At 44.3% G+C, this 19,294-nt stretch carries 19 protein-coding genes; 4 read left to right on the top strand and 15 right to left on the bottom strand.

The window, feature by feature from the left end:
• Positions 1–11: 11 nt before the first annotated feature.
• From guaA to ABXS78_RS03625, 7 genes are all read right to left on the bottom strand, one after another.
• Positions 12–1,532, bottom strand: coding sequence for a glutamine-hydrolyzing GMP synthase (guaA, locus tag ABXS78_RS03655; protein WP_366249868.1), 1,521 nt, complete (start codon positions 1,530–1,532; stop codon positions 12–14).
• A 249-nt stretch (positions 1,533–1,781) separates the two neighbouring features.
• Entirely contained in the window at positions 1,782–3,974 is a 2,193-nt protein-coding gene (locus ABXS78_RS03650; protein ID WP_366248971.1) for a DUF4129 domain-containing transglutaminase family protein, read from the bottom strand.
• Entirely contained in the window at positions 3,967–5,211 is a 1,245-nt protein-coding gene (locus ABXS78_RS03645; RefSeq protein ID WP_366248970.1) for a DUF58 domain-containing protein, read from the bottom strand. The genes ABXS78_RS03650 and ABXS78_RS03645 overlap by 8 nt, the downstream gene beginning before the upstream one ends.
• On the bottom strand, positions 5,201–6,169 hold the full coding sequence (locus ABXS78_RS03640; RefSeq protein WP_366248969.1) for a MoxR family ATPase: 969 nt from the start codon (positions 6,167–6,169) through the stop codon (positions 5,201–5,203). Before ABXS78_RS03640 ends, ABXS78_RS03645 begins: the two co-directional genes overlap by 11 nt.
• 153 nt (positions 6,170–6,322) lie before the next feature.
• The gene (locus tag ABXS78_RS03635) at positions 6,323–7,540 is read right to left on the bottom strand and encodes a cation:proton antiporter (RefSeq protein ID WP_095223421.1); all 1,218 of its coding nucleotides are present in this window, start codon (positions 7,538–7,540) and stop codon (positions 6,323–6,325) included.
• A gap of 3 nt (positions 7,541–7,543) precedes the next feature.
• Positions 7,544–8,041, bottom strand: coding sequence for a cation:proton antiporter regulatory subunit (locus ABXS78_RS03630; protein ID WP_366248968.1), 498 nt, complete (start codon positions 8,039–8,041; stop codon positions 7,544–7,546).
• A gap of 11 nt (positions 8,042–8,052) precedes the next feature.
• The gene (locus ABXS78_RS03625) at positions 8,053–8,271 is read right to left on the bottom strand and encodes an AbrB/MazE/SpoVT family DNA-binding domain-containing protein (RefSeq protein WP_095223419.1); all 219 of its coding nucleotides are present in this window, start codon (positions 8,269–8,271) and stop codon (positions 8,053–8,055) included.
• 257 nt (positions 8,272–8,528) lie between these two features.
• Between ABXS78_RS03625 and ABXS78_RS03620 the strand changes: the two genes are divergently transcribed.
• On the top strand, positions 8,529–8,804 hold the full coding sequence (locus tag ABXS78_RS03620; RefSeq protein ID WP_366248967.1) for a hypothetical protein: 276 nt from the start codon (positions 8,529–8,531) through the stop codon (positions 8,802–8,804).
• A 37-nt stretch (positions 8,805–8,841) separates the two neighbouring features.
• On the opposite strand, the gene ABXS78_RS03615 is transcribed toward ABXS78_RS03620, so the two are convergent.
• From ABXS78_RS03615 to ABXS78_RS03605, 3 genes are all read right to left on the bottom strand, one after another.
• Positions 8,842–9,930 (bottom strand): N-acetylmuramoyl-L-alanine amidase, encoded by a 1,089-nt coding sequence (locus ABXS78_RS03615; RefSeq protein ID WP_366248966.1) that lies wholly within the window; start codon positions 9,928–9,930, stop codon positions 8,842–8,844.
• Positions 9,931–10,145: 215 nt separating this feature from the next.
• Positions 10,146–10,961, bottom strand: coding sequence for an N-acetylmuramoyl-L-alanine amidase (locus ABXS78_RS03610; RefSeq protein ID WP_366248965.1), 816 nt, complete (start codon positions 10,959–10,961; stop codon positions 10,146–10,148).
• A 177-nt stretch (positions 10,962–11,138) separates the two neighbouring features.
• Entirely contained in the window at positions 11,139–11,612 is a 474-nt protein-coding gene (locus tag ABXS78_RS03605; protein WP_366248964.1) for a VOC family protein, read from the bottom strand.
• A 130-nt stretch (positions 11,613–11,742) separates the two neighbouring features.
• On the opposite strand from ABXS78_RS03605, the gene ABXS78_RS03600 reads away from it, so the two are divergent.
• Positions 11,743–13,485 carry a methyl-accepting chemotaxis protein gene (locus ABXS78_RS03600; protein ID WP_366248963.1) on the top strand — a complete coding sequence of 581 codons (1,743 nt, stop codon included), beginning with the start codon at positions 11,743–11,745 and terminating at the stop codon, positions 13,483–13,485.
• Between the two features lie 42 nt (positions 13,486–13,527).
• Here ABXS78_RS03600 and ABXS78_RS03595 read toward each other — a convergent pair whose 3' ends face one another.
• Positions 13,528–13,740 (bottom strand): hypothetical protein, encoded by a 213-nt coding sequence (locus tag ABXS78_RS03595; RefSeq protein WP_095223413.1) that lies wholly within the window; start codon positions 13,738–13,740, stop codon positions 13,528–13,530.
• 227 nt (positions 13,741–13,967) lie between these two features.
• Here ABXS78_RS03595 and ABXS78_RS03590 point away from each other — a divergent pair, with 227 nt between their 5' ends.
• Positions 13,968–14,255, top strand: a complete 288-nt coding sequence (locus ABXS78_RS03590; protein WP_095223412.1) for a hypothetical protein — start codon at positions 13,968–13,970, stop codon at positions 14,253–14,255.
• A gap of 27 nt (positions 14,256–14,282) precedes the next feature.
• Here ABXS78_RS03590 and ABXS78_RS03585 read toward each other — a convergent pair whose 3' ends face one another.
• Positions 14,283–14,780, bottom strand: a complete 498-nt coding sequence (locus tag ABXS78_RS03585) for a GNAT family N-acetyltransferase (protein ID WP_366248962.1) — start codon at positions 14,778–14,780, stop codon at positions 14,283–14,285.
• A gap of 465 nt (positions 14,781–15,245) precedes the next feature.
• Here ABXS78_RS03585 and ABXS78_RS03580 point away from each other — a divergent pair, with 465 nt between their 5' ends.
• Entirely contained in the window at positions 15,246–15,470 is a 225-nt protein-coding gene (locus ABXS78_RS03580) for a YozQ family protein (protein WP_095223410.1), read from the top strand.
• 39 nt (positions 15,471–15,509) lie between these two features.
• On the opposite strand, the gene ABXS78_RS03575 is transcribed toward ABXS78_RS03580, so the two are convergent.
• The 3 genes from ABXS78_RS03575 to ABXS78_RS03565 form a co-directional block, all read right to left on the bottom strand.
• On the bottom strand, positions 15,510–17,012 hold the full coding sequence (locus tag ABXS78_RS03575; protein ID WP_366248961.1) for a PH domain-containing protein: 1,503 nt from the start codon (positions 17,010–17,012) through the stop codon (positions 15,510–15,512).
• A complete protein-coding gene (locus ABXS78_RS03570; protein ID WP_366248960.1) occupies positions 17,012–17,506 on the bottom strand; it encodes a PH domain-containing protein in 495 nt (164 codons plus the stop codon). The genes ABXS78_RS03575 and ABXS78_RS03570 overlap by 1 nt, the downstream gene beginning before the upstream one ends.
• Before the next feature lie 235 nt (positions 17,507–17,741).
• Positions 17,742–19,220, bottom strand: coding sequence for a DHA2 family efflux MFS transporter permease subunit (locus tag ABXS78_RS03565; RefSeq protein WP_366249867.1), 1,479 nt, complete (start codon positions 19,218–19,220; stop codon positions 17,742–17,744).
• Positions 19,221–19,294 lie beyond the last annotated feature (74 nt).

Genomic DNA, 19,294 nt, shown 5'->3' with positions numbered 1-19,294 from the left:
GCCTCTTTTGTTTATTCCCACTCGATAGTTGCTGGTGGCTTACTAGTTACGTCATACACGACGCGGTTTACATGATTTACTTCATTGACGAAGCGTACAGAGATACGCTCCAATACATCCCAAGGGATACGAGCCCAGTCGGATGTCATTCCGTCGATACTTGTTACCGCACGAATACCTAGTGTGTAATCATACGTACGAGCATCTCCCATTACACCTACGCTCTTGAAACCAGGAAGGACAGTGAAGTACTGCCAGATATCACGTTCAAGACCAGCTTTCGCAATCTCCTCATGAAGGATTGCATCGGATTCGCGGACGATTTCCAGCTTCTCTTCTGTGATCTCACCGATAACTCGGATTGCTAGTCCAGGACCTGGGAATGGCTGACGGTGAACGATTGCATCCGGCAAACCAAGCTCTGTTCCTAGTTCACGTACTTCATCTTTGAACAATGTTTTCAATGGCTCGATCAATTCAAACTGCATATCTTCAGGCAGTCCGCCCACGTTATGGTGAGATTTGATTGTCTGTGCTGTTTCTGTACCACTTTCAACGATGTCTGTGTACAGTGTACCTTGTGCAAGGAAGTCCATGTTTTCAAGCTTGGATGCTTCATCATCGAATACGTAGATGAATTCATTACCGATGATTTTACGTTTCTGCTCTGGATCGGAAACGCCTTTCAGCTTGCCCAAGAAACGGTCTTGAGCGTGCACTGCAACCAAGTTGATTTTGAATTCGTCACGGAAAGTCTTCTCAACCATTGCACCTTCGTTTTTACGAAGCAAGCCATGATCCACGAAAATACATGTCAGCTGGTCGCCGATTGCTTTGTGGATAAGAGCAGCTACTACGGAAGAGTCCACTCCGCCGCTCAATGCACATAGGACATTTTTGTCACCGACTTGCTGGCGGATTTTTTCTGTTTCCATTTCGATGAAGTTTTCCATTGTCCATTCCGCTTTTGCATGGCAGACGTCAAAAACGAACTGCTTCAGCATATGGTTTCCGTACTCGGAATGGCGCACTTCAGGGTGGTACTGAACACCATAAAGGTTACGTTCTTTGTTGCTGATAGCAGCAACTGGGGTGGACGGGCTTGTAGCATCGACGCTGAAGCCTGGTGCTGGATCTAACACTTTATCACCATGGCTCATCCAGACTAGCTGTTTTTCCGGTGAATCTTTAAAGATGACAGATGGGTTTGTCAATGTGATTTCCGCACGGCCGTATTCCCGGCTGTCAGCACGCTGGACATTTCCTCCGAAATGCTGCATCATCAGCTGCATACCGTAGCAGATACCCAATACCGGAATTCCTAGTTCGAAGATTTCTTCGTCACATCGGAAGCTATTTTCGTCATATACACTGTGCGGTCCGCCGGAAAGGATGATTCCTTTCGGGTTCATCTTACGAATCTCATCTGCTGTCAGTTTGTGGGAATGTAATTCGCTGTATACACCGAACTCCCGGATCCTTCTTGTGATCAATTGATTGTACTGGCTTCCAAAGTCCAGTACCAATATCATATCTGTATCGATATCCAAAGTCTGTCCACTCCTTCATTATTCTCTAGATATAAGCAGGTCGGGTGCATGCACCACATTTTACCTTTATCACGTCTTGAAAAAACAGAAGCTGAATCCGCGCCATGTTCAAGGCGGAATCCAGCAAAAGTAACGTTGTCGGCTCAAGCCTTCACAATCGTCAGCAACACTGTACTGCGTCCTTCTGAAGGTGCTTATTGCCTCTTATTCTATCAATGTGCCCAAAATGGGTCAAGATGCCGCTTGTTTAATTAAATTTTCCCACAATTCGACAGCATTTATCCATGCAGGTGCACTTTTTTCGTTGCGGTACAGAATTCTTTCGTATTCGCTCGTAAGCTCAGACATCCGTTTATTGCCGAATTCCTGATCAATTGTTACCGCATATTCCCTGAGTGTCTGACCAGAATGACGCTTGAACCCCTTATGCGCCAGCAGCCGCAGCAAATAATGATAGGCTTTACCATATGTCTCCTCGGATTGTTCATTCCGGTATTTTCGAATGTAATAGGCTGTCAGCCATTTATAGCGGGTGAAATACAAGGCAATAGCGGCTAATAAAAGTACGGCCGACGGAATAATCCAATACAGTGGATGAAGTGTATTACTAGCCGTCTGGCTATCTGCCACCTGTTCTTCTTCCTGCTGCTGCTCTTCTGGCTGCTCTGGAGCCGGACTTTGTTCTTCTTGTTCAGGCGTATCATTTTGTGCTTCTGGAGTTTCTTCTGCTGCATCTTCTTCACTAGTAAACTCTGCAGGGTTTGTAAACCCTTGCGTTGGTTCAAACGGAACCCAACCAGTTTCCGGGAAATACACCTCCACCCATGAATGGGCATTTCCGTTCGTAACTATATAAGAGGACAACCCATCTGGAGTGGATATATTCGGGTTCGAGCCAGGCTGTCCTGCCGTGAACCCTTTCACCCAGCGCGCAGGAATATCAGCTGATCGTAACAGTACGACCATTGCAGAAGAAAAGTTATCACAATACCCGATTTTGCTTTCAAATAGAAACTGATCGACATAGTCCTGATCATCTTCCGGTACAGGTATATCCTGTGTCTGATACTGAAATCCGTTTTGATTAAAATATTGTTCCACTGCCTTCGCTTTATCATACCGTGTATCGGCAGAAGAAGTTATCTCCGCAGCCAAATCACGGACGCGCTCCGGCAAATTCTCAGGCAGCTGCGTATAACGATAATGGGTATTGTCGTCATCCAGCTCAGAATCATTGCGCAGGTCTTCGATATTATACTGCGGTTCCTCGAAGGCTATCGTGTAATTCTCATCTGGATATTGGGCTCGATTGAACGTTTCCACCACTCCAAAATCTGAATCAACTGCAGCTCCTACTTGGCCGCTGAAAAATGTCTGCACACCATAAGGATATACGAGCCTGTCCAGCACTTGATTTTGACTAGGATAGACGATTGCTTCCCGTGCTTCCACAGCTACATTTTCCGTGTAAAGATCGATTCCGACCGGCTCTCCGCTCTGGAAGCTTTGCGGTTTTGCCTCTCTTGAGCGTTCCCAGCCTTTTCCTGTATACACATCTTTACTGTCAACTCGCCAATAACCGCTTGCTTCTGTTGCTGCCCAGAAGGCGATGGTATTATCTTGGACGAACGGCCCCCCCAGACGGGAATCATTTTCTCCGTATCCGACTTTTTGAATACCGCCTTCTCCTTCGTTTTCATTGTTGTTATCTGACATCGTTTGGATGAATGGCACGGGATCAGCCCATTGCGGCGGGAGCTTCGGTGCTGCATAGCCTACTGCAGCCGAAACGGCAAGTATGGATAGAAGCGGGATACTCCAGAGCAGCACTTGCTTCGGAAACTGCCGTTTTTCTCCGCCCTTATATAGTCTCGCGAAGGCAGAAATCCCCATCGCGAAAAAGCTGATCAGAAAGACACGGACAATTGCTCCGCTGCCATCATAAGGTGTAAACGTATCAAGTATCCCGATGTACAGGAATGTCATGATAATAAAGAAGAAAATACGATTGGCAACGATGAACCAGTAATAAAGCAAATAGCTCATCAGCCAAAGCAGAGTCAAAAATAATAGCGTTCTAAAAAATGGCGTAAGCGATACAAATTCGCCAGTGAACAGCAATTTGAGATTGCTCTGCAGCTCCGATAGGATGAAAGTGAACCAGCTTCCGGATATCAAGTTTTCCTGCATTAGAAATACTTGCAGAACTAATACCATCAAAATAAACTTCAACAAAAAGCTAAGCCACCAGCGCAGTTTGAGAGCGGACAGCAGGAAGCAGATAGCTGTGAACACGACAAAGAGCGGCAAATTGCCTGTATCGCTGATCTGATCAAGCGGACGGAGCCATTCCCAAAACAAAAGGAATCCACATACAAAGATAAGATAACGCAGCCACTGTAATTGACCGACCCTTCTACGCATTCCGCTGCACCTCCGTTTTGGCTGTTTGCTGTATCGGATAGATGTCCATTTGATGGCCAAGCTGGCGAACTTCCCGTATAAGGTTCTTTTCCTTTGTTCCTACTTCTGCGTGGCGACAAATGTATAAAATGGTCAGTACATAGCCGCTCTGCCTTAGTTTTCGCAGCACAGCCAGCTCCCGGCTGTCCAAATCGGTTGTTACACAGTAGACTGTCGACCCTTTAGGCTGTCGTGACAGTTCTGCTGCCAATGTCTGAAGCCGCGGCTGTTCTTGCTCCTGCTGTACAGTAGTCAAATACTGCTGCACACGCTGAAGCTGCGCACTGCCCATTGCAGCAGGCAGCCACTTGGCTGGATTGCCGATGCTCATGAAACCGACTTGCTCATTTCTGCTTTTCAGCTTCTGATAGACAGAAAAAGCAATGACAACTGCATATTCAAAAAGATCTGCCGTCTGTCCGGTTCCCCTTCTATCAAATGCGACAAGTACATCTGCACTTTTTTCCTGTTCGAATTCCTTCGTCATCATATCCTGTTTTCTGGCAGAAGCTTTCCAGTCGATCCAGCTGAACCGGTCACCCGGGGTGTATTCCCGAATGCCAGAGACGACGCTCGTCTGCTTTGAACGCGGAGCATAAGCAACAGCAGCGCCTTCTTCAAAAACGCTTTGCGGATTCCCGACTGTAATCTCCCTTTCAGCTGGGTAAACGTGCAGCTTCTGCATGATTTCGAAAACCGCTTCTTTTTCGACCAGTTGAAATGGGTCGCCAGTACGCAGACGAATTTGATGAAAGCTATGTTCACCTCGCGGAAGTCTGTCCAGCACATAACTGACTCGGAGATTCCTCCGGAACCAAGGAAACAGAATATGCTGCTTAGGCTGACGAGAATGGGCAATCTGGAGTGTTCCATCTGGTCTGCTCACCTTCAGCAAAGATCTGTCATACAAATCTTCCATTTCCAAATATACAAGCGGGAAAGGGAAACGACGAGTCAAGCTGATCTCGACGGTCACTTCTCCGCCGCTCCTGATATAGGATTTGGAAAGCGTGCGATCCACCTTCCAGCTGCTGAGTGGGTAGCACAGCACTAGGAGCACATAAAGCAGAATCGGAAGAAAGGCATAAAATAGGAACCAGCTCACAAAACCGCCTTGGAACATGCTATAACAAAACAGGATGGCAGCCAGCAAGGCTATACCAACGAGCTTAAAAACAAAGCGGAACTTACCTTTCATGTACAGATTCCCTCTCTACTGGTACGTCAATTGCCTTCAGCAGACGCTGAACCAATCTTTCAGGTGTCAGCCCATCATAGCGTGCCTCTGAACGGAGTAAAATCCGATGGCCTAGAACAAATGGCGCCAAAACTTGCACATCATCCGGAATTACATAATCGCGGTTATGGATATAGGCATATGCCTTCGCTGCCCGCATCATAGCAATAGATCCACGCGGACTAAGCCCAAGATAAACATCCGGATGGCTGCGTGATAATTGCGCCAAATCCACTATATATTGCTGTATTTGAGAATCGACATACACGTTTGCTGCCGCTTCCTGCATGTTCAGCAAATCGTCTTTAGTCATGACAGGCTCGACGCAATTGATTGGATGTTTCATACCAACAGCAGCAAGCATCTGCATCTCTTCTTTTGCATTCGGATATCCCATCTGTATCTTCAGAAGGAAGCGGTCCAGCTGTGCCTCAGGCAGCGGATAAGTTCCTTCGTAGTCAACAGGGTTCTGTGTTGCCATGACAAAGAACGGATCAGCTAGCGGCAGTGCATTGCCCTCTACTGTGATATTCTTTTCTTCCATCGCCTCAAGCAAAGCAGACTGTGTCTTTGGAGATGTACGGTTAATCTCATCGGCAAGTACGATATTCCCTAGAATCGGTCCAGGACGAAACTCAAATTCCAGTGTTTTCGGATTGTAGATGGAAACACCTGTAACATCAGATGGCAATAAATCAGGTGTGAATTGGATACGCTTGAAATCACAGTCAACTGAACGGGCAAGGGAGCGGACCAGCATCGTCTTACCCACACCAGGAACATCTTCCAATAGAACATGACCTCCAGCGAGCAGCGCAGTCAGACTAAGTACAATTGGTTCTTCTTTCCCTATAATCACTTTATTGATATTATCTATGATCCGCGATACAGCCGGATGAAAGATTGATAGCTTCGTCATACAAGCATTCCCTTCAAATAGGATTCGACAGAATATTTCGGACAAGTGTTCCTTATATGTTACCTGCCATACACGGATTGCCGCAAGCTATTTACTTGTAAAATTATTGGCATAACAAAAAGAAGGCACACACTGTGTACCTTCTTTTTATGATTAGGATTGACGAACCCTTTTAGGCTTGACTTCCTGCCATTTGAATATCTTATTAAGGAAATTGAAGATATGCTTAGATTCTTTTGTCATCAATGGGCCAAGTATGGCAAGAATCAGCACGTACAGCGCCGAGAAAGGCTGCAGCACCCCCATAAGTCCTCCCGCCAAACCTATATTGGCCATGATGATGGAAAATTCTCCACGGGAGACAATGGTCAGACCGATGTTCGTGGACGCTTTATGTGACAGACCTGCCCGTCGTCCTGCAATCATACCAGCAACGAAGTTACCGATAATTGTGATAGCAACAGCTCCGAGTGCAAGCCATACAGCGTCTCCCAGTGTTGTCGGGTCGATACTCAGACCAAAACTGAAGAAGAAGATGGCCCCGAAGAAATCACGGAATGGGACAACCATATGCTCAATCCGCTCACCTTGATCGGTCTCAGAGAATACAAGCCCGAGCAGGAGCGCACCGATTGCTTCGGCTACGTGGATTGTCTCCGAGAAGCCTGCAATAAAGAATAGTGATGCGAAAATGACGATGATAAATACCTCATTAGAGGAGATACGTAGAAGCTTGCTTAAAAGAGGTGCTGCCTTTCGTGCAATGACGAAGAACAACAGCATATAACCTAGCGCAATCAGAATGGACAGGATTGTTCCTCCCAAGGAATTGGAGTCACCTAGTACCAAGCCTGATACAGTGGATAAATAAACAGCGAGGAAGATGTCCTCAAACATAATGATACCTAGAATCAATTCTGTTTCCGTATTACCGGTACGGCGCAAATCAACGAGAACTTTTGCGACAATCGCACTGGAACTGATTGTAATGACACCTGCAATGATCAATGTTTCCTTGATTGGAAAACCAAGTATGAAAGGATACAGGAAGCCGAGTGCAAAGTTGATTCCAATATAGATACTGCCGCCTACAACAATATTTTTACCTGATTTAATCAGCTTCCCGATTGAAAATTCGAGTCCCAGATAGAACAGGAGGAATAGAACACCAATTCGTCCGAGGAATGCGATGATTTCTTCACTGTGGACAAACTGGAGATTAATGATGCCAAAACTAGGTGCATGTGGTCCGACCAGCATCCCGATGATAATGAGGAATGGGATGATGGAGAAGTTTAACTTGTTGGCAAGTATGGCTGCGATTGCGATTAATACAAGCGCAGTCCCTACTTCAAAGACTAAATGGTCCATAGTCTATCCCCTTTCTTTCAAGAATAGTTCACTGCTGGCACGTTTTATATCTGCCCGCTCGCCGGAAATGACGATTGTATCTCCGCTTTTGAAAATTGAATCAACACCTGGATTCAGCTGCTTGGTATGATCTTTGCGCACGATCCCGATGATATTGATGTTGTAGTTCTGACGAATGCCGATTTCACCAATGGACTTGCCGATAATCGGTGCATTCGGGCCAAGCCTAAACCATTCGATCACAAGGTCATCGAATGCGACTTCAATTGTTTCCACTGCTTTCGGCTTATACGTCATTCCACCGATGATAGAAGCTAGCTGTCTTGCCTCAGAGTCGGTGAAAGTAACACCGGAAATGCTTTCGTCCAAATCTTCATCATCGTAATGGTAAACTTCCCGACGGCCATCATCATGGATGATTACGACAACTTTATCGTCATTTTCCGTCATAAGCTCGAACTTCCTTCCGATACCCGGCAATTCTGATTCACGGATGTTCATACTGATGCCTCCTATTTTAAATGTTTTGCTTTCTGGACGACTTCCTTGAACTTACTGTCGCTTAGTATTTCCTGCAGATCATGGATCGAATCAAGATCCGCCTTCGCCATGAATACGATTCCGCCTTCTTCAACGAATGCAACATGCTCCCCTTCCTTGACGCTGAGCACATCCCGGATATGTTTCGGAACGGTTATCTGCCCTTTTGAACTAAGCTTTGCTAATTCCATGATTTCGCCCTTCTTTCAAGTTTTCCTTACATTCTTTACTTTCCTTACAAACCAAGTTTACTATATATCCAAACTGCATGCAAATGACGCGCTTACATTTTGGAACCTTTTCTGCCAGCTCTGTTCAATATTTTGTCACAAACAAACTAGGTTTACTTTGCCAAATTACACTAGTCAACTTACTGCGTATCCTTTATACTAGAAACAAGAACAAACGTTCTAATCAATAGAGCATACTTAGGAGGACGAACAGCCAGATGCAATTTCGATACGCATATACTGCGGGCAAAGAAGCAGTTATCCGGCATGAGCTAGAGCGGAGCATTTCCAATTATGTGAAGGAAATCATCCCGGATGCACATCGACTTTATTCCAAGAAGACCTCTTCCACCAGTAAAGGACAAGTTCGACAGGATTGGCGCAATATCCTCAATAAGGATGGTAAGGAAATAAACCAGATATATATTGAGATGTACAAGGAATTAACAGATGGGTCTTCCTACTACATTGCGGACGTCGAATTGAAAAAATAAAAAACGATGCGGAATAACTCCGCATCGTTTCACTTTTTTATTGATAATAGCTCTCTAGACCTTTCACAATTCCAGAAGCAGCTTTTTCCTGATAACCGGATGTTGCCAGATTAGCAGCTTCTGCTGAATTAGTGATATAACCGATTTCCGCCAGGATTGCCGGTGCATTGGTATTACGCAGTACGCTGAAATCAGCCGCCTGTGTACCACGGTCAATTGATCCTAACTGGGAAGAGAGATTATCCTGCACTGTCGAAGCGAGCTGTACACTCGTATCGCCATCCGGATAATAATATACTTCCGTTCCATTGACATATTCTTCAGAAGTGGCATTCAAGTGAATGCTCACGAACATAGAAGCATTCGAAGCATTTGACATAGCCGCCCTTGCTTCCAGTGCCACGAATGTATCATCGTCTCGCGTCATGATGACATTTGCTCCTAAATTCTCCAGCTGAGCTTGTGTTTTTAAAGCAATGGAGAGAACGACTGACTTCTCGTAAAAATAATCTCCGATCGCCCCGCTGTCTTTACCGCCATGACCTGCATCAATCACAATTGTTTTACCTTTTAACGGTGACAGGCTGTAAGATGCTTCATTTTCACTTGTCGTGATGAAATCCATGCTCACGTAACCAGTTGTACCATTATGTTCAATTTGGGCCCAGTTATTATCAATCGACAAAATAGAGACTGCATCTCCATTATATAAACTGTCAACGACATCAGCTGACATATTCGGAGTCGATCGAACATTCAAGGATGTAGCAACTTGAACATAGCCTTCTGTTGCGTCAGCAGTCTGGGATGTCTGCTGCACATCTGCTTGTGCAGATCCAGAATCCTGGGCTCCGCTGACAAACACCATACTTATGTATCCTTCTTGCCCATAATAATCTATCTTGCCCCAGTCATGACTGACTTCCTTGATTTCAATCGCCTGTCCGCCTTGCAGCTTACCGATTACTTCTGCATCATTAGAAGGCTCTGCTCTTACATTCAGAGACGTCGATACGTCGATAGTTCCGCTATTCGCATAACTCGTTGCCGGCAAAAAAGCAACAACTGCTATAAGTGCGATAATAAAGACCAACAGCGAGCGGTGCGTCAGATGTTTCCCTAGCATACGATTCCCCTTCCTTATTTGTAGAATTTTGTAGATTCGCCATCCATTATAGATGAATATGTTGCCAATTAATAGTCTAATAGTCTTACCAAATAATTTACAATTCTCTTTGCACGGAAGAAATTTAAGTTTTCATAGGCTACTTGACCAAGCAATTGAAAGTAAAAAGCAGCAAATACTAGATTTGCTGCTTTTTACCTGCGTGAATATATAGGTTATTCTGTGTATTCTTTTACTCCTTGCACAAGCCCAGTGGCTGCTTTGTCCTGATATGCACTCGATGCAAGCTTCTCCGCTTCCGCAGCATTTGTGACGAATCCGATCTCTGCCAGTACAGCAGGCATACTTGTGTTTCGGAGAACGTTGAAATCAGCACTCTTAATGCCTCGATCACGTGACCCCAGCTGGTTAACAAGACCGCTTTGCACACTGGAAGCCAGTGACTGTCCGCTGGATGACCCAGGATAATAATAAACTTCCGTACCGCTGGCAGATGTTGCTGATGAAGCATTTGCATGAATACTGACAAACACATCCGCATCTGCTGCATTTGCCTTAGCAGCTCGATCTTCCAGCTCAACGAATGTATCCCCGGACCTAGTCATGACTACGTCAGCACCTTGTGCCTTGAGCTTTGCTTCTGTTTTCTGTGCAATAGGCAGAACAACATTTTTTTCGAGCACACCGTTTGCTACAGCCCCGCTGTCTTTCCCGCCATGGCCAGCATCAATAGCAATCGTCTTTCCTTCTAATGCTCCTGAACCAGTCTGTATGTAAGTCATGCTCACGTAGCCTGTCTTGCCGTTGTATGTAATCTTGCCCCAGTTGTTTGTCACTTCCAGCAGATCAACTGTTTCTCCCGGATGCAGACTTCCGATAATGGCAGAAGAAGTGGACGGCTCTGTCCTGACATTCAAAGTCGTGTCTACATCAACCGTTCCGCTTTGGGCGAAACTTGTTGATGGATAAAGCAGAATAAACGCGCCAAAAAGAACTAGAATTCCTATAAGTAACTGTCGTTTCATATACATGCATGTCCTCCTTTGCTGATACGAATCAGATGTTGTCACAATTATAGAGGACATGCTGTATAGCAGATAGACCCAAACCGGTAAAGGGTGCAGACGTTCTAGATGACAGACTTGTTTTTCCAGACATGGGTGTTCCTGCATAACCTTCTTCCCATTACTAAACTGCCATGGAGCTGCTTAACGGTTAGCAAAAATCTGTTCTGTACTATGAGAGTAAACTTCGATAATGTTTCCAAATGGATCTTGGCAATAAACTAAGTAATAGGCTTTCTCTTCATCGAGCGGCCATATTTTGCTGATAATCTTCCCGCCTGTCTTCTCGATTTTTTTTGCCATACCATGTACATCTCCCCCTTCAGCCACTACGCAAAGATGGAATATCCCTGGCTCCCAAGGTTTCCTGGCAGTCTCCCCCTTTGTTTGCGGAACGACAAACTCGAACAATTCAATGCCCACCTGATTTGCTGCACTCATATGGACATTCCGAATATGCTTCACTTCATCTCCCTGAAGATCTCGGGTCATGTCTCCCTCTTCCGTTTTCATATCGAATGGTCCCGCAACGATTCGGAAGCCCAATGCCTCCTTATACCAATTGATCGCTGCATCAAGATTGGAAACTGTCATGCCTATATGCGTTATCGCCGTCATTTCGCATCTCCCTTTCCAAATTTCAGAGGATTTTTACAGAAATTTTATATCCTTTTCCTATTTCACTTCACAAACGTTTTCAAACACCGATTATATAGGTGAGCAGATCTATGTTCAGAGGGGGAATACCATGAAAAAGAGACATGGCTTAGCAGTTAGGTTAATGATTATCGTTGCAGTGATCACAATCATCTGCGGCGCGGCTGTCGGTACAATCAGTTATTTGACAGCAAAGAATGAGCTGATTAGTTCTGGAAAGATGGACCTACAGCATATGGCAAACAGTGCAACAAGCGTACTTACGCTGTTGAATGAACGTGTAGAAAATGGTGAAATGACCTTAGAAGAAGCACAAGAAGAAGCCCGTACTATATTGAACGGTCCTATAGAGGGCGGCGCGCATGATTTATCGCAATCAAATTTCAATTATAAAAATGGCGCTGGCTATATTATCGCTTACGATTCCAAGGCAAATATGGTGCTTCACCCAAGAGAGGAAATTGGTTCGCCGCCGGGAGATGACAGCACGAAGAAAAATCGGGAAGACTTGATTGTATTAGCGCAATCGACGAATGATAATGACAGCTTCATGAGCTACGATGACACAGATGAAAAAACAGGAGAAGTCAGAGAAAAGATGGCTTACGTGAACTATTTCCAGCCTTGGAACTGGACGGTTGGTATTACGGTCTATACTGACATGTTTTATAAGGATTTGGAGACAGTCAAATGGATTATCATCGGCGTAACGATTGGTATTACACTAATCAGCCTTATTCTTTTCTATTTCCTGATCCGTCCTAAATTGGCACAATTAAAAGAAGTGACGGACGCAGCTACACAGCTCGCCGCTGGTGATTTCAGAGAACAGGAGCTCAAAGAAACAAAAGATGAAATAGGCGTCCTGAGTAATGCTTTCACAAAGATGTCTGGCGAACTGCGTGCTTTGGTACAAAGCATCATTCAATCCAGTGATAAAGTGTCAGATGCAGCTTCGGAGCTTTCCGCTGTAAGTGAGGAAACATCTGCAAGCAGCGAACAGGTCGGGGTAGCAGTAGACGACATCGCCCAAGGAGCCAGCTCTCAAGCCTCTGATCTGGAAACAACAACCTATCATCTAAGCGGATTCAACGATAGCATCCGCCTGATGACAGCACAAAGTGATGCAATCGCCCAAGCGGCACTTCAAACAAGTGAAGCAACGGCAAAAGGCAGCGATATGATGCATGATTTGACGTCGGCCAACAATGCATCGATGCAGTCCGTAGAAGCTATCTCAGCCGGAATGCAGGAACTCGATAAGAACCTGCAGCAAATTGTAAGAATTACCGATGTTATCAAAAGTATCACTGAAGAAACGAATTTGCTTGCTCTAAATGCAAGTATCGAGGCAGCACGGGCTGGAGAACACGGCAAAGGCTTTGCTGTGGTTGCAAGTGAAGTTCGGAAGCTGGCTGATCAGTCCAATGGTGCTACAAAAGAAATCCAGCAAATGATCAGCTCCATTACAAAAGAAGCGGCAGAAAATGTAGCCCGGATTGAGTCCAATAAGCAGCAGGCAGAACAGCTGAATCACTCTGTCGTTGCTACCGCAGCTGAATTTGCGGCTATCGAAGCTGCAGCAGAAGCTACGAAGAATGCTGGCAGCAGACTAATTGAAGAAATCAAACAAGTCACTGCACAAACGAATGACATTACGGACAGCATCCAGAATGCATCCAGTGTATCTGAAGAAACGGCTGCCAGTGTGGAAGAAATAGCAGCATCCATCGCTGACCAGATTCAGGCTGTTGCAAATATCGCAACATCTGCAGAAGAACTGACACATATAAGCCGTCAGCTGAATGAATCGATTGCTGTGTTTAAGCTATAAAAAAAGCGACCCATGAGCATTAGCTCTGGGTCGCTTTTTTTATCAGGTGCATCCTTCACATTCGTAATAGCGTTTGCTTGCATCCAATGTACGCAGCAAGCTGCCGATTTCGACTTCTTCTGGTTCAACGAATTCCAAATCTGCCACACGTTCCTTAATGGACTGGCGGGCTTCTTCTTCAGAAGCTGCAACGTGACTGAATTCACTTGTTTCGCCAGTTGGCAGGATTTTGTACTCGAATAGGTATCTTTGCATATTACCGGCCTCCGTAACACAATATCTAGTGTACATCCACTATACACCATCCCATATATGCAGGTCAATCGTAAAGATGCACTTCTAATATATTGCTAGTTTTCTTAATAATCTGTTTCCCAACCACGCCTTTTGCTAAACGGTTTTTCTGCTCGCAAAGGAAATTTACCTGCATCCTTAATAAGTTGGGACAGCCCAGCATACGTTATACAAAGGAGGTAGGGACGTTGGAATTTCCTATGATCATAACAAACTTCTGGGATGCCGTGCTTGGTGTACCCATCGTTCTTATTTTTACGCAAATCGTGAAGCATCTGCTGCCGCTTCCCGGCAAGTATACGCCTACGATTGCCTTACTGAGCGGTTTGATTTTATCTATCTTTTTCAGCCATCCCCACAATCTCATTGCTGCAATATTTATGGGATATTTTTATGGCTATGCTGCTATTGGAAGCTATGCAGCCTTACGGACGACCCTTCGTGCCTATCGGAAAGACAAGCATGATTACCGCTAACGAGTCGAACGCCGGGCAGGCGTTCTTTTAAATTCCATACACATTCTGGAGAATCGCATCTTTTACCCGCCCGAATGCTTTAGCATCGTAAGCATGTGGATAGCTCATTAGCTGCAAAGGAAGTGGTTCCTCTCCCTGGCGTAAGGGCGGTTGCTCATAAGGAAAGTCGTGCAAGTGAAACCCGAGCTTTTCATAGAACCGCACACGCCGGGCTGCATTCTCTCCCCCATCTGGCGGCTCCACCTCAAGAATAATTGGTTTATCCAAGCTTTCTATGACTTCCCTCATGATTTTACTGCCCATCCCTTGGCCTCGAAAATCTTCATTGACTGCAATGTGTTCGATAAATGCTAACTCTGGCAATATATAAATCGCGCAGAATGCCGCAAATTCACCCTGTTTTTCATATACATGAATGTGATAATCGTCCCTCTCTAGCAGCGCTTTTTGCTCCGCATAGCTGCGATATTCCTCGGGAGGAAAAGCACTTTCCATCAATTTATAGATCGTATTGAAATCCTGCATTGTAAAACGTCCTTTTTTCTATTAGTATACATGAAAAAAAAGCGACAGCTGCAGCTGACGCTTTTTTTTTCATGCTTTAGGTTAGCACTTCAGAAATACCTTTCACTACTGCAAAGAATGTTACCCAAAGCGGAATACTCAAGCCTGTACCATATAATAACCCTACGAAAAAATTGTTTTCATTTTTCTTCATTTCTGTCCACTCCTTCTTTTTTGAGGATGCAGAACTTTCTTATATAGATTCTATAATGAAAGCGTTTACATAGTAAAGGTTTTTCTTATGCCAAATTTCTGCACCATACACTTTCTTACTTCAAGGTTTCCCATATGTTGACGGTGATAAACACTTTCCCTGCTAAACAGGACATTTGCATTATATATACACCATTTATAACCATTCAAACTACCGAACATATTTTGTCTTTATTTTGAGAAACTAATGTCTATACGGAAGGAGGAATACAGATGGCTAAATCAAAGCAAGAAACTGCCAATGAAGTTGCCGAAAAGATGTATGATGCAAAAGATTATAGCTATACAGATCTTATCGATAAGGGCACAGCCCTTACACATGAACAAGTTACAGATACTTACACCGAAGGAACCATAGACGGGAAGATCGATAATGTAAGGAAAGATGGATCTCTTAAAAACGGAGAAGGAAGAGAAATCCCTCGAGAGGGGTTTTAAATAAAAAGGGACAGCACATATTGAGCTGTCCCTTTTTCCCTATTGCCTCCGGACATCTCTTGTCCGTTGGTGAAACCATTCATAAAAACGGTTCGCTTCGCTTGCTGGAATATCTTTGATTTTATTATGCAAAACGGGCTTAGCCCGATTGACAGATTCGATTGTTGCCAAGTTGAGCCAGCGCTGGAGAGGATTTTGATTCCTGGCAATCTCGATCATTTTATTTCTTTTTGTCACAAATAGTGTCGTTGTGAATGCTCCCGTTTTTATCTGGAAGAATTTCTCGCTGATCAAATAGCTTGTATGTTTAAAATTCAAATAGCGATACATACCTATCAAAATTAGCAGAACAAGAGATACAATCCACCACTTCATTTCATAGCCTAACAATTCTGGACGCCAGAAGTACAAGGTGATGGTCACTCCGAGCCATATAATACTTGGCTGGAGCAGGCGGTAAATCAGTACTTTTTGCTCAAGCTTCTCCATCGAAAGCTGTACCTGATACTCCGGTAATACCTCCGTAATCATAGCTTGTGCCTGCTTTAGCGAAAAATATGGATATAACGAGTTAATCGTCTCAGTCTCATCACTAATATCCAGTGAACCTGTACTGATCAGCTTCACTTTCGCTAACCCTAACAATCGATGTAATATCGGCTGCGTAATCTCAATCCCTTGCACCCGATCTTTTCGGATGGAAAAGGCTGACTCACTTAAAAGTCCCGTCTGGATATACATGTGGGAATCATCAGACGCGAGCTCATAGTTACCGTACTTCTGCACGACTCGCCACATCCCGACAAGCAGGGATATCACAACTATTCCAATAACACCAAGCGTTGTAATCCACCAGACTTTCAATAGCGGTAAATACTGACGTATTTCGCTCCAATCAAAGAAAATATCGAATTTCAGAACGAAAGAAATCAACAGCGGTACAACGAGTAAAAAACTCAGGGACGTAAATGACGCTCGGATAAGCTCTTTTTTTGTCGGCTTGAAATGGATCGTTTTCTTCTCAGTACGAGGAACACTCTGTTCAGATACCGTATCTTCTTCTTCCAGAACTTCTTCGCTGATCACTGTGTTCTGTATAGGAAATGGCTCCTGTACAGTTCCTTTTGTCAGCTGCTCTAAACGAAAGGCTTCTTCGTTAGTTAAGACCTCGAATTCTACAGCTTTCTCCTTGGAGCCTGTTTCGAATTTAATCGCAGTCAATCGAAGCAAGCGATGCAGGAGATTTGTATGCTTCGTTACATTTTGGATTTTTTCATATGGAACAGTTCGGCTTGATTTTGAGAATACGCCGCTGTACAGATGGAATGCTCGCTCATCGGCTATATATGTATCTGTAAACCATTTCAGAACAATACTGGCTATGGAAAGCACTATTATTCCTAAAATGAAGTATTTTGCATATGTTCCCCAACCATCTGAGTTGTCGAAAAAAATAGTAATAATAAGAGGAAAAATCCAATTCCTTATTGTTTTGCCGATACCAAAGAGCAGGTTAGCTGGATGATAACGTCTTTTCTCCATCAGTCATCCTCTTCCTTTGCCTTGCTATACGCTGCAATTTCATCCCTCAGTGCATAGGCTTCTTTATCAGGTAATGCCGGGATGCTGTATTCGCCAGCCATTGTCTCGATCTCTACTGCCCGAAGATTATATCTCCTTAACAAAGGCCCTTGTTTCGTTTCGACAGATTGGATTTTTGTCACCGGAATTAGCTGATCCTTTTGGAACCATGCCCCCTGTTTCAGCTGAACATATTCCTCGTCTATGTCGTAGCGCCAGTTGCGATGATCGATGACTGTTGCCAAATAACCGATAATACCTAACGGAATAGAGACGATAAGTAATATCAGAAGCACTGTTCCAATCCAAGCCGGCCATTCGAATAGATAATCCAATCCAAATAGGACAGCAAAAATCAGCAGTACGACTACATCAAAGATGCCATCGCCTATTAATCCGACGCGCAATGATTCTTTCGGCAATTTATGCTGGGGTTCTTTTACTTGCGTTTGCATCTGTTTCCTCCCTTTACTCTCTCCTCTTCTATTACGTTTAGAGATATGATAAGTTCCAAAAATTGTACTAATGAGATAGTACACTACTGCTAATAGGTAATCAATATAATTTTTGGAAGAAAATTCTTAAGATTTTCTTAAGATAAAAAGAGTGAGGAAGAATGTGTCGGGCTTTAGTGGATGTGATATATCCCACAAAAAAAGAATGAATCCGGCAAGACCGGATCCATTCTTTTTATTTTGCAGGCTCAGGATTAACCTGACCGCTGATTTCTTGTTTTTCGATTTTCCTTACAGCATCACTGCTCGTGTCAACACGTTTTACAAACAGTGCAAGCACAAGTGCCACAATGTTAATCGCTAGTGCTACATAGAAGGAAGCATGGATACCCGCCAACAGTGCTTTCTGCGTCATTAGTGCAGTAGTTGCTTCTGTTAAAGTGGCTGGGTCCACTCCTGCCATTAAGCTTTCGCCTTCATTTTTCGTTACAGTGTTCATAATCGTTACAAGGATTGCTGTACCGATTGAACCAGATACCTGCTGAGCCGTGTTATTAACAGCTGTACCATGCGGGTTCAGAACAGTTGGAAGCTGATTCAGACCATTTGTCATGATCGGCATCATTACCATGGACATACCGAACATCCGCAATGTGTAGATGAAAATGATATAGGCATAGCTGGAATCCAGCTGTAAGTGAGCAAGCATATAAGTAGAAACAGCCGTGATAGCCAATCCAACAACTGCCAAAATACGCGGTCCGAATTTGTCGAACAACCGTCCGGTAATCGGTGACATCACACCCATGATAATGGCACCTGGAAGCATCATCAATCCGGAATCCAAAGGTGAGATTCCGCGTACATTCTGAACGTATGCCGGTGTCAAAATCATACCAGAGAACATTGCTACAGCATTTACGACAGAAATAACGGAAGAAAGTGCAAACATCGGATGCTTGTAAACACGCAAATCCAACAATGGTTTCTCCATGCGCAACTGACGCATAACAAAGATGACTAAAGCAATTGCACCGACAATCAATGTCGTTAGGACGATTGGATCTGTCCAGCCATCAGAGCTTGCGGAACTGAATCCATAAAGCAAGCCACCGAAACCGATGGAAGATAGCACTAGAGATAGATAATCAAGTGTAGCTTCTGTATTTTGCTGCATCACATTCTTAAGCTTCCAGACAGCAAGTAACAAACTGATTACTGCCAAAGGAAGAATCATTTCAAACAATAGACGCCAGTCATAGTACTCTACGATATAACCTGACAAAGTAGGTCCGATAGCTGGTGCTGTGATCATAACTAAACCGAAGATACCCATGGCTGTACCGCGTTTTTCACGCGGGAAGCTGACGAGCATGATGTTCATTAGCAAGGGACCCATTACAGAAGAACCTGCTGCTTGGACCATCCGTCCAGTCAGCAATAGGCCGAAGTTCGGTGCGAAAGCCGCCAAAGCCGTACCTAATGTAAAGATGATCATTGATGTAATGAACAACATTCGGTTGGAGAACCGAGTAACTAAAAATGCGGAGGCTGGAATCAGCACCCCGCTGACCAGCATATAACCGGTCGCAAGCCATTGTACTGTTGAATAATCCTCAATATTTAAGTCAACCATGATTGATGGCAAGGCGACATTCAGTAAGGAGTTATTCAAGAAGGAGACAAATGCTCCTACAAATAAAATTGCTAGCATCAAATATGGTACTTTTTTTGGTTGTGTTGCTTCGGTGTTCAAATTTCTATCTCCCTTTATTCAATTTTTAGTGC

The sequence above is a fragment of the Terribacillus aidingensis genome (assembly GCF_040703035.1).
In the GTDB taxonomy this organism is placed as follows: Bacteria; Bacillota; Bacilli; order Bacillales; family Amphibacillaceae; genus Terribacillus.
The sequence above is the reverse complement of the archived record's forward strand: the minus strand, read 5'-3'. Positions and strand labels throughout refer to the sequence as shown.

Excerpts from the sequence above, each read along its gene's own strand:
- ABXS78_RS03575 (WP_366248961.1), bottom strand. The coding sequence starts at position 17,012 with ATGGAGAAAAGACGTTATCATCCAGCTAACCTGCTCTTTGGTATCGGC.
- ABXS78_RS03570 (WP_366248960.1), bottom strand. The coding sequence starts at position 17,506 with ATGCAAACGCAAGTAAAAGAACCCCAGCATAAATTGCCGAAAGAATCA.
- ABXS78_RS03595 (WP_095223413.1), bottom strand. The coding sequence starts at position 13,740 with ATGCAAAGATACCTATTCGAGTACAAAATCCTGCCAACTGGCGAAACA.
- guaA (WP_366249868.1), bottom strand. The coding sequence starts at position 1,532 with ATGATATTGGTACTGGACTTTGGAAGCCAGTACAATCAATTGATCACA.
- ABXS78_RS03610 (WP_366248965.1), bottom strand. The coding sequence starts at position 10,961 with ATGTATATGAAACGACAGTTACTTATAGGAATTCTAGTTCTTTTTGGC.
- ABXS78_RS03640 (WP_366248969.1), bottom strand. The coding sequence starts at position 6,169 with ATGACGAAGCTATCAATCTTTCATCCGGCTGTATCGCGGATCATAGAT.
- ABXS78_RS03650 (WP_366248971.1), bottom strand. The coding sequence starts at position 3,974 with ATGCGTAGAAGGGTCGGTCAATTACAGTGGCTGCGTTATCTTATCTTT.
- ABXS78_RS03605 (WP_366248964.1), bottom strand. The coding sequence starts at position 11,612 with ATGACGGCGATAACGCATATAGGCATGACAGTTTCCAATCTTGATGCA.
- ABXS78_RS03600 (WP_366248963.1), top strand. The coding sequence starts at position 11,743 with ATGAAAAAGAGACATGGCTTAGCAGTTAGGTTAATGATTATCGTTGCA.
- ABXS78_RS03585 (WP_366248962.1), bottom strand. The coding sequence starts at position 14,780 with ATGCAGGATTTCAATACGATCTATAAATTGATGGAAAGTGCTTTTCCT.
- ABXS78_RS03615 (WP_366248966.1), bottom strand. The coding sequence starts at position 9,930 with ATGCTAGGGAAACATCTGACGCACCGCTCGCTGTTGGTCTTTATTATC.
- ABXS78_RS03630 (WP_366248968.1), bottom strand. The coding sequence starts at position 8,041 with ATGAACATCCGTGAATCAGAATTGCCGGGTATCGGAAGGAAGTTCGAG.
- ABXS78_RS03625 (WP_095223419.1), bottom strand. The coding sequence starts at position 8,271 with ATGGAATTAGCAAAGCTTAGTTCAAAAGGGCAGATAACCGTTCCGAAA.
- ABXS78_RS03580 (WP_095223410.1), top strand. The coding sequence starts at position 15,246 with ATGGCTAAATCAAAGCAAGAAACTGCCAATGAAGTTGCCGAAAAGATG.
- ABXS78_RS03635 (WP_095223421.1), bottom strand. The coding sequence starts at position 7,540 with ATGGACCATTTAGTCTTTGAAGTAGGGACTGCGCTTGTATTAATCGCA.
- ABXS78_RS03620 (WP_366248967.1), top strand. The coding sequence starts at position 8,529 with ATGCAATTTCGATACGCATATACTGCGGGCAAAGAAGCAGTTATCCGG.
- ABXS78_RS03645 (WP_366248970.1), bottom strand. The coding sequence starts at position 5,211 with ATGAAAGGTAAGTTCCGCTTTGTTTTTAAGCTCGTTGGTATAGCCTTG.
- ABXS78_RS03565 (WP_366249867.1), bottom strand. The coding sequence starts at position 19,220 with ATGCTAGCAATTTTATTTGTAGGAGCATTTGTCTCCTTCTTGAATAAC.